This is a genomic window from Microcoleus sp. S13_C5, from assembly GCF_036700845.1.
Taxonomy (GTDB): Bacteria; Cyanobacteriota; Cyanobacteriia; order Cyanobacteriales; family Microcoleaceae; genus Microcoleus.
The window spans coordinates 19093-27943 of record NZ_JAUBPR010000090.1; the positions used below are offsets into that span (position 1 = coordinate 19093).

The following is an 8851-nucleotide window of genomic DNA, read 5'->3' on the forward strand; positions in this document are numbered from 1 at the left end:
GCTGCTATTCTCGGTGAAGCCCGCCCCCAGCCCTACCAGTTTAGATTTTAGATTTTAGATTTGAAGAAATGGGAATGACTGATTCAAGAAGGGTTGGGAGCCTTCCTACAGTTGCATTCTTTTTTTAAGATGAGTTACGGTTTGCGGGGGTGGTTTCGCTGAGGAGAAAAGGCAGAGCTTGCAAACAAAAAAATATCTGCGTTGAGTGGGGTGGATATGCGGTTAAAATATTATTGAATGAGTATAAAGCAATAATAGATGCTGAAGAGTAACTGCAAAATTCGCAATAAATCTGTAATGTTTGATGCTTTTGCAACAGAATACGATTTCGCCGCCACCTTGCAAAACCAGAACGATTTCTTTAGTAACAATCTATCGGCCAGCAAAGGTGCAGCATTAGATATTGGCTGCGGTTCGGGAATTCTTGCTTTTGAATTAGCCCAGTATTACGATCATGTAGTCGCCATCGATTTGTCAGCAAAAATGCTAGATATAGCCCGTCAAAAACGCTCAGCCCCCAATATCGAATACATCCAAATGGATGCCAATCAATTAGCGCTCGATCGCCAATTTGATTTAATAGTTAGTGCTGCCACTTTTCACCACCTTCCCAACCTCCCCGCCACCCTCGATGCAATTAAAAAATTGTTAAATCCGCACGGAAAAATCGTCTTTGTAGATAATATATCGGAAGTCGAAACACCTGCTACAATAGGCTACATATTAGGTGCAGCGAGAGATTTTAGACCCGACTGTTCCACCTACGGATTTCGCAATGCTTTAAGATTATTAAGATTTAGACTGTCGCCAAGCTGGTTGAAACATTTAGCTAGCGACAGGTATTTGTCAGAACGGCGATTTAAAAATATTTACAGTCGTTGCTTTCCAGGGTGTTATTTTGTAAAATTGGGTTGTTTTATGGGCGTAATTTGGGAACATTTGTAATGCAAAACAACGCGATAAAATCGGTATCTGCAAGGGGAGAAAAAACTCACATCCGCCAGTTGGGCATTAATCTCGATCGCTGGTATGCGATCGCCCGCAGCACCGAGGTGCAAACTCAGCCGCTAGCTGCGAAAATCTGGAATCGGGCGATCGTACTTTTCCGCGACAGTGCGGGCAAAATCAACGCTTTAGAAGATAGATGTCCCCATCGGCAAGTTAAACTCAGCCACGGCAAAGTTAAAGGCGATTTAATCGAATGTGCTTACCACGGATGGCGGTTAAATGCAAGGGGAGAATGCGCCGAAGTCGATTATTTAGCAGAAAATCAAAAACTACCTAACTGCAAAATTCGCTCCTATCCAGTCAAGGAACAAAACGGTTTTATCTGGCTGTTTCCAGGCGACGAAACTCAAGCAGAAAAAACTAATTTACTGGATTTGCCTGAGTGGGAACATCTCAATTATATTGCCACAGTTTCAGTCATCGACTGTCAGGCACACTATTCATTTTTAATTGAAAACTTGATGGATATGTACCACGGACACTTGCACGATGATTGGCAAGCTTGGGCCAATCCAGTCTTAGATACTTTAGAAGAAAACGAGAATCAAGTAACTGCTCGCTATCAGGCACAAAGTTATTACAAAATAGATAAAATTTGGTCAATTTCTCAGTTGTTTTTTAAGTCTTTGCGCCGACTGCACCCGGAACCGCTGGAGGTGAGCTATATTTACCCGCACTGGGTTTCAACTTTGGGAAGCGACTTTAAGATTTACTGCTTGGTTTGTCCGGTCAGCGAGACAGCAACTCGTGCTTATTTAATTCACTTTACCTCATTAAATGCGTTTTTGCGGCTGCACAAATTGCCTGTTTGGTTTCGCAGGTTTATCAAAGATAGTTGTTTCGGTGCTGCTCAAAAGTTATTAGATGGTTTGGTGCGGCAGGATGTGTTAATGATTGAAGAAGAACAGCAGGCTTTTTTGCAAAATTCAGAAAGAAAGAGTTACGAATTAAATCGAGCTTTAGCCAGCGTGCAAAAGTTGATAAGAAGTCAGGCAGAAAATGAATAATTCAGTCACAGATTGAAGCCTACAGCGGGACGAATGAAACCAGCCTGCACAGGCTAAGTTGAGAGTTCGCCTTTCCAAGCTTGAGCATGGTATTCTAGCAACAGGGAAAATTGACTTTCGGGAAGCAATTACCAACCACACCTAACACAGGAACCAAGCATGAACCGTGTAAGCATCAAGGGTGAACAACATCCGATTAAAAAAATCTTTAGCGATGACTTTATGTTCACCATTCCCCTCTACCAGCGTCCCTATGCTTGGACAAAGGAGGAAGCTGGGGAACTGCTGGAAGACCTGCTAGCATTCTTGGGAGATGGTAACGAGACGATTGATGAACTCAACCCGTACTTTCTCGGCAGCATTGTTTTGATTAAATCGGAGCAGCCCAAGGCTGAAATTGTAGATGGTCAGCAACGTCTAACGAGTCTCACCATACTACTAGCTGCTCTCAGGGCATCATTGCCAACAGAACACGCCAATGACTTGACCACTTATCTATACCAAAGAGGCAGCTTAATCGCGAATATCTCTAATCGTTACCGTCTGACTTTGCGCGAGCGAGATGCAGACTTTTTCAAGGAATATATTCAAAATGAAGGTGGTATTAACAAGCTCAAAGAATTAAACAGTGCTGAGCTGATGGATAGTCAGAAGCTTATTAAAGAAAATGCACATTTATTCTTGCAACGTTTGCAGACTATCGCCGAATCCCACCGTATACGTCTTGCCCAGTTCATCATTACCCAGTGCTTCTTAGTAGTGGTTTCTACGCCTGACTTTGACTCTGCGTATCGGATATTTTCTGTGTTGAACAACAGGGGATTGGATCTCTCCATAACTGATATCTTGAAAGCGGACATTATCGGAAAAATACCCGAAAGCAAACAAGAAAAATATACTAAAAAGTGGGAAGATACCGAGGAGAATCTGGGACGCGAGTTATTCAAAGATTTGTTTTCTCATATTCGCATGATTAAGGAAAAGAAAAAAATTAGCAAGAGTATCCTTAAAGAGTTTCAGGAAAACATCAATCCTGCGGCTGGGCCTCAGCAATTCATTGATGAAATTTTAGCTCCTTATGCTAAGGCTTTTTCGGAAATTCACAACTCAACCTATGAAAGCGAGGCGCGTGCAGAGGAAATTAATCAACTATTTAAATGGTTAAACAAAATTGATAATTTTGACTGGATACCACCTGCCATTCTCTACCTATCTCGCAACCGTAATAAGCCCGATAATTTGGTGCGTTTCTTTATAGCTTTAGACCGCCTTGCCGCAGGTTTAATGATTGTCCGCGCTAATATCAATGAGCGCATTGAACGTTACAGCAGATTGCTTACTGCTATTGAGCAAGAGGAAGATTTATTCAATTTCAATTCACCGCTCCAGTTTACTCCTGAAGAGTCAAACAATATCCTTAGAGTCCTCGATAGTGACCTTTACCTAATTCAAAAAATTCGTCTTTATGTTTTGCTGCGCTTAGATGCTGCTCTGTCAGAAGGTGAAGCATCTTACAACTTCTCCAACATTACTGTCGAGCACGTACTTCCCCAGAATCCAGGTGCTAATAGTGAGTGGGTGAAGTGGTTTCCTAGTCAGGAAGAACGCGATCAATATGTGCATCGTCTTGGCAACTTAGTTTTACTATCTCGTGCGAAAAACACTCTGGCACAAAATTATGATTTTGATGTGAAAAAACAGAAGTATTTCACAACTAAAACAGGTGTTTCACCCTTTGCACTTACTACCCAAGTGCTGCGGGAAGAGGAATGGACGCCAGAAGTAATGGCTCGACGGCAGAAAGAGCTGATTAATGTTCTCAAGAATCTTTGGCGCTTATAGGATAATTGAATGTGATATCAAATCGCTCTTATCTGTCCATCAGCACAAAACCATCTGCGTCCATCTGCGGTAAAAAAATCTAAATTCCGCCAGCACAAACTTTACTTTTTAGGCCGCTGCTGCTGGTAAACGTTGACAACTTTATCGGCATAAGTAGCGGTTGCGCCACTTTTACAAGCTGCGGAGTCCCCTGTCATCCACCAGCAAGCGGCGCGGCGTACTGCGGTTAATTCATTGTTGCTGCTAGCTTTGTATTCGTCGCGCAGCAAATCGCTCACGATACAGGTAACAATTGATTTGGCTTTTGTCGCGTCGGTCTCAAATTGTTGCGGTGTTAAATCTTGTTTGGTACAGAATTTTGCCCAGCGGGAAATATTGTTCGGTAAAACTTGCCACTGACTGTACATTCCGTCATTTGCGGCTTGTGGCGGGGCAGCTTGTCGCAGCGCTTCTACAAGGGCGGAAACTTGCGCGTTGGTGACTGCTTGCGCTGCTGCTGGAAGTGCTTGCAATCCGAGGCTAATTATCAGGCTGCCGAATAGTAGATTGGTTTTTGCGATCGATTTAAAATTCATTCACAATGCCCTGTTTGATTTAAACTTTTGTTTCCTCAAACAAGGTTTACTATTTTGTCTCTAGAATACCTCTGTCTTAAGTATGATTTGCTTGTTGAATGGACTGCCGATCGCACTTACGATAGAAATTGTTAATCAAGTACGATAAAATCATGGAAGTACAACCCAGGGAAATTCGCAACTACTTGAGAGCAGATGGGACAAATCCTTTTGAAGATTGGTATAACTCGCTCCGGGATACCACAGGCAAAAATAGGATTCGGTTAAGGCTTAAGCGAGTCATGACTGGTAATCTAGGAGATTGTAAGTCCGTCGGAGAAGGAGTTTTTGAACTCAAAATTGACTTTGCCCCTGGATATCGGCTTTACTTTGGACAAGTCGGGCTAACAATTGTACTTCTGCTAATAGGTGGAGACAAGAGCACTCAAGAGCGAGATATTGGCAAAGCTATTCAATATTGGAGAGACTATGAAAGAAGTGAAAGCACCAACGAGTAGGAGTTACCAAGAATTTCTGATCGAATCTCTGAGAAATGCCCAAGAAGCAGCAGGTTATATCGAGGTGACATTGACAGAAGCTAGCGATGAACCTAAATTGCTCCAAATGGTACTCAAAGACGTTGTAGATTCTCGGCTAAAGTTCAACAATTTATCAGAGTCAGCTCAACTTCAATGGGAAAAGCTTGACAAGATGTTGACCGAAAGTGCAGGTTCGGAAATTTATAGTTTGGTAGCACTGCTCGAAGCATTAGGATTTAAACTAGAAATTACTGTCGCAGATACTGATTTGCCCACTGACTCGGAATCAACGGATTTTGGGGAATCAGAATTATCGCCCGAGCCAGTAGTAATTAATCCCAGTTAATGAGTAAATCGCGCCCTCACCCCTCCATCACAAAATCTAACAATCGGTGAGCCATTTCTAGCTTGCTGCAAGGTGCTATTTCTACTTGCTTCCCGGCGGCATTAATTAATATTGCTTGATTGGTATTGCTGCCGAAACCTGCACCTATTTGATCGATCGGGTTTGCGGCAATTACATCCAGTTTCTTCGCCCGCAATTTCTCCCAAGCGGGGTTGACAATATCCCCAGTTTGTGCTGCAAACCCGATTAATTTTTGGTGCGGCTGTTTCAATTTTCCCAACTCTGCCACAATATCCGCTACTGGTGCCAAAGGCAAACAATTCGGGAGCGATCGCTTCGCCAATTTTTCACTACTGTACTCAGCCGGCTTCACATCCGCTACCGCCGCCGCCATCACCGTCAAATCCGCCTCGTGAAAGCATTGCAGCATCGCCTGCCGCATTTCTTGTGCACTTGCAACTGCGATCGCCCGCACACCTGAGAGCGGCAATTCGCCAGTTATACTGTGTACCAGCGTCACTGTCGCGCCACGGTGCTGTGCAGCTTGCGCCAAACCTATACCCATTTTGCCGCTGGAAGGATTGCCGATAAACCGCACCGGATCGAGGTGTTCCCGCGTTCCTCCCGCACTGATCAACACCCTAATGCCCGCTAAATCTCGATCGCCCTTGGCATACAACAGCGATTCAATATGAGGCAAAATCTCATAAGGTTCTGCCATGCGGCCGACACCCGCGCGATCGCACGCCAGCATTCCCGCCCCCGGATTCGCAGCATGATAGCGCCGATAACTCAACACTTCCCGCCAATTCCGCTGCACCGCCGGCTGTTCCCACATATCCGTATTCATCGCCGGTGCCAGCAAAATTGGGCAAGTAGAAGCTAAGACAGTATTAGTCAACAAATTATCAGCAAAACCCCCCGCCAACTTAGCCAAAGTATTAGCTGTCAAAGGAGCAATCACAAAAACTTCCGCCCATTCTCCCAGTTGAATATGCAGGGGGCGCCCGTGACTTGCTTGCCAAAAATCTTTGTCAGTAAAAGCAGGATGACGGCACAGAGTAGCAAAAGTCAAAGGCGTTACAAACTCCCCAGCCGCATCAGTAAGAATAGCTTTAACTTCAGCTCCAGCTTTCGCTAAAGTTGAAACTACTTCGCAAACTTTGTAAGTCGCAATCCCGCCGCTAACGCCGATTAAAATTCGTCTGCCCTTCATGATTTTTGGTAATACAGCAACCTTCGAGGTTAGGAGAACTTGATGAATTCCTGAAACCATTGCGGAGAATTGCCCGATCGCATCTCCTCATTCTTTCTTCCTTCTTCCTTCTTCCTCATTCTTTCTTCCTTCTTCCTTCTTCCTTCAGCCATAAAAAAGAATCAAGAAAGAAATCAAGATAAAAACAGAGTAAAATCCATAATTCATCTGTTTAATCTGCAACAAAATATGCTGCTAACTTCTTCCTCAATTCCGTCGAAAATTTTGAGCTAGATTTTTCAGTCTATGCTTCGTCGTAGGCTTCCATATCCAGAAGGTGGAGATAAGGTTCAACCAGCTCCGGCCGCTGAAAAGCAAGCGATCGCAACAAATGCCAATCATTCAATCCCTCAAAAGGATCTGTATAATCGTCAACTTCCAAACGGACAGCCAATTCTGCCACGTCCTGAGAAGTAAGTACAGCAATATCGCGCGATGCTTTGGTTAAAGTTTTCATTTTTTTCCCCTGCCCGAGACTTCCGCCATACTATATACTAAACCTTTAATCAGATTTCGACACAGTTTCTACAACAAAACTTCGCATTACCTCTATAACTTCCGGCAGAATCTCGTGTCCCATGTTAAATTCTCGATACTGCACTGCAGCTCCCCAAGCCGTCAAACTCTCGCGCGATCGCACAGCAGCACTAACGGGAACAATAGTATCTTGAGTACCGTGTACGATTAAAACAGGTGGCAAAACACTCCCAGCAACTGGTGAAATCTGGTGTAAATAACCACTCAGACAAATTAAACCAGCTAGGGGCAAAGTCAATCCCACATCTAGAGTCATCGCTCCGCCTTGAGAAAAGCCACCTAAAATCGTGCGAGACAAAGGCACGCCCGTGCTGCTTTCCAAAGACAGCAAAAATTCCCTCAGCAATTGCCGGCTTTCTACCAATCCCTGAGCGTCTTTGCTTTGAAGGTTATACCACGCTTTGCCACTCGTTACCTGGGGATGAGGAAAGGGGGCATCGGGAAATACAAACTGATAATCCGGCAAATTGAAAAATGGTGCTAAGGAAGTTAAATCCCGAGCATTAGCACCCCATCCATGCAAAGCGACAATCAAAGCGACAGGTTTGCGATCCGTTGTGGGCGGAATGCTAATAGATTGTAAAGACATCGTAGTTAATAATTGGTAATCTGGCCTTGCTACAATTATAAATTGTTACGACGGGTAAAACCCCAGATATTTGCTTTCGGCAATATTCCACTGGAAATTAGTACGCGCTTGTTAATAACTATAACCGTTGACAGTTGACAGTTGACAGTTGACAGTAGAGTGCAAAATCCGAAACTTTCCCAAGTAAAGTGCGGATAGTTCACCTTTTCTAAACAGGAATTAGGGAGCATATCCTATTTGTAAAAACACTTCTTCTGGCTCCTTCCTTCTTCCTCCTTTATTCTGACTCTTTCCTCCTGGCTCCTGCCTCCAAACTCCAATTTCTAGCTTGGCTGCAAAAGTGATATCGTTTCCGGTTGCATCGGAATAATAAAATCGAGTCAACAGTTAACACTCAACCATTGAGTTTTTCCACCCATCCTTCTACAGTCAACAGTCAACAGTCAACAGTCAACAATCACCTGACGGTGCAACCGGAATTGATATGAGATGCACCCAGCAAGACTCAGCTAGAAGCGAGATTTCTCCCGCTAATTCCAACTGGCACCTACCGCAGGTGAAACCTTAGAAACAGATTGTTCTGACTCTTGCCACACTGGCACCTCAATCCAGAATTCCGTTCCCTCTCCCGGAGCCGATACGCACCTGAGCGAACCGTGATGTTTGTCAACTATTTGATAGCCGATCGACAATCCCAAGCCAGTACCTTTGCCTACAGGTTTGGTAGTAAAAAACGGATCAAACAAACGTTTTTTTACATTCTCCGTCATGCCCGTTCCATTGTCAGCGATTCGCACGCATACACAATTAGAACTTAAAAGTTCAGTGCGAATACGGATAGTAGGTAAAAATGTATAATTGGAGGCATCTTTTTCGAGCCTTTTTTGATTTTCTGCATCAGATAAAACATCAATAGCATTGCTCAGAACATTCAGAAAAACCTGATTCAATTGTCCCGCCCAGCACTCCACTAAGGGCAAATCTCCGTATTCTTTGATGAGTTTAATGCCCGGAAAATCAGCTTTTGGTTTCAGCCGACTATCCAAAATCATCAAGGTGCTGTCAATGCCTTGGTGAATGTCAACCGACTTCATTTCAGGTAGAAGTTCACGGGGGTAGCAAAAACCAAAAAAATCTGATAAGGTGAGGCACATGGAGAAGACAGTGCCGGAAT

At 43.9% G+C, this 8851-nt stretch carries 11 protein-coding genes; 5 read left to right on the forward strand and 6 right to left on the reverse strand.

What is annotated here, in order from left to right; all coding sequences use genetic code 11:
* Window positions 1–258: 258 nt before the first annotated feature.
* From QUA04_RS20900 to QUA04_RS20910, 3 genes are all read left to right on the forward strand, one after another.
* Window positions 259–945, forward strand: a complete 687-nt coding sequence (locus QUA04_RS20900; RefSeq protein ID WP_333260137.1) for a methyltransferase domain-containing protein — start codon at window positions 259–261, stop codon at window positions 943–945.
* Window positions 945–2015 (forward strand): aromatic ring-hydroxylating dioxygenase subunit alpha, encoded by a 1071-nt coding sequence (locus QUA04_RS20905; protein ID WP_333260140.1) that lies wholly within the window; start codon window positions 945–947, stop codon window positions 2013–2015. The genes QUA04_RS20900 and QUA04_RS20905 overlap by 1 nt, the downstream gene beginning before the upstream one ends.
* 159 nt (window positions 2016–2174) lie before the next feature.
* Window positions 2175–3857 (forward strand): DUF262 domain-containing HNH endonuclease family protein, encoded by a 1683-nt coding sequence (locus tag QUA04_RS20910; RefSeq protein WP_333260143.1) that lies wholly within the window; start codon window positions 2175–2177, stop codon window positions 3855–3857.
* A 101-nt stretch (window positions 3858–3958) separates the two neighbouring features.
* Here the strand turns inward: QUA04_RS20910 and QUA04_RS20915 are convergent, their stop codons facing one another.
* The gene (locus QUA04_RS20915) at window positions 3959–4432 is read right to left on the reverse strand and encodes a hypothetical protein (protein ID WP_333260146.1); all 474 of its coding nucleotides are present in this window, start codon (window positions 4430–4432) and stop codon (window positions 3959–3961) included.
* 152 nt (window positions 4433–4584) lie between these two features.
* Here QUA04_RS20915 and QUA04_RS20920 point away from each other — a divergent pair, with 152 nt between their 5' ends.
* Together QUA04_RS20920 and QUA04_RS20925 are read left to right on the forward strand one after the other, a co-directional pair.
* Window positions 4585–4929 (forward strand): type II toxin-antitoxin system RelE/ParE family toxin, encoded by a 345-nt coding sequence (locus QUA04_RS20920; RefSeq protein WP_333260148.1) that lies wholly within the window; start codon window positions 4585–4587, stop codon window positions 4927–4929.
* On the forward strand, window positions 4901–5296 hold the full coding sequence (locus tag QUA04_RS20925; RefSeq protein WP_333260150.1) for a transcriptional regulator: 396 nt from the start codon (window positions 4901–4903) through the stop codon (window positions 5294–5296). Before QUA04_RS20920 ends, QUA04_RS20925 begins: the two co-directional genes overlap by 29 nt.
* Window positions 5297–5312: 16 nt before the next feature.
* Here QUA04_RS20925 and coaBC read toward each other — a convergent pair whose 3' ends face one another.
* From coaBC to QUA04_RS20950, 5 genes are all read right to left on the reverse strand, one after another.
* The gene (gene coaBC / locus QUA04_RS20930; protein ID WP_333260153.1) at window positions 5313–6512 is read right to left on the reverse strand and encodes a bifunctional phosphopantothenoylcysteine decarboxylase/phosphopantothenate--cysteine ligase CoaBC; all 1200 of its coding nucleotides are present in this window, start codon (window positions 6510–6512) and stop codon (window positions 5313–5315) included.
* Window positions 6513–6541: 29 nt separating this feature from the next.
* A complete protein-coding gene (locus tag QUA04_RS20935) occupies window positions 6542–6664 on the reverse strand; it encodes a hypothetical protein (protein WP_333260155.1) in 123 nt (40 codons plus the stop codon).
* A gap of 131 nt (window positions 6665–6795) precedes the next feature.
* Window positions 6796–7008, reverse strand: a complete 213-nt coding sequence (gene isiD, locus QUA04_RS20940) for a protein IsiD (RefSeq protein WP_006632739.1) — start codon at window positions 7006–7008, stop codon at window positions 6796–6798.
* 45 nt (window positions 7009–7053) lie between these two features.
* Complete coding sequence (locus QUA04_RS20945; RefSeq protein ID WP_333260158.1) at window positions 7054–7677, reverse strand: alpha/beta hydrolase; 624 nt, start codon at window positions 7675–7677, stop codon at window positions 7054–7056.
* A gap of 530 nt (window positions 7678–8207) precedes the next feature.
* The coding region (locus QUA04_RS20950; protein WP_333260160.1) for an ATP-binding protein at window positions 8208–8851 on the reverse strand (644 nt) is incomplete at its 5' end.

Excerpts from the sequence above, each read along its gene's own strand:
- QUA04_RS20900 (WP_333260137.1), top strand. The coding sequence starts at position 259 with ATGCTGAAGAGTAACTGCAAAATTCGCAATAAATCTGTAATGTTTGAT.
- QUA04_RS20905 (WP_333260140.1), top strand. The coding sequence starts at position 945 with ATGCAAAACAACGCGATAAAATCGGTATCTGCAAGGGGAGAAAAAACT.
- QUA04_RS20910 (WP_333260143.1), top strand. The coding sequence starts at position 2,175 with ATGAACCGTGTAAGCATCAAGGGTGAACAACATCCGATTAAAAAAATC.
- QUA04_RS20915 (WP_333260146.1), bottom strand. The coding sequence starts at position 4,432 with ATGAATTTTAAATCGATCGCAAAAACCAATCTACTATTCGGCAGCCTG.
- QUA04_RS20920 (WP_333260148.1), top strand. The coding sequence starts at position 4,585 with ATGGAAGTACAACCCAGGGAAATTCGCAACTACTTGAGAGCAGATGGG.
- QUA04_RS20925 (WP_333260150.1), top strand. The coding sequence starts at position 4,901 with ATGAAAGAAGTGAAAGCACCAACGAGTAGGAGTTACCAAGAATTTCTG.
- coaBC (WP_333260153.1), bottom strand. The coding sequence starts at position 6,512 with ATGAAGGGCAGACGAATTTTAATCGGCGTTAGCGGCGGGATTGCGACT.
- QUA04_RS20935 (WP_333260155.1), bottom strand. The coding sequence starts at position 6,664 with ATGGCTGAAGGAAGAAGGAAGAAGGAAGAAAGAATGAGGAAGAAGGAA.
- isiD (WP_006632739.1), bottom strand. The coding sequence starts at position 7,008 with ATGAAAACTTTAACCAAAGCATCGCGCGATATTGCTGTACTTACTTCT.
- QUA04_RS20945 (WP_333260158.1), bottom strand. The coding sequence starts at position 7,677 with ATGTCTTTACAATCTATTAGCATTCCGCCCACAACGGATCGCAAACCT.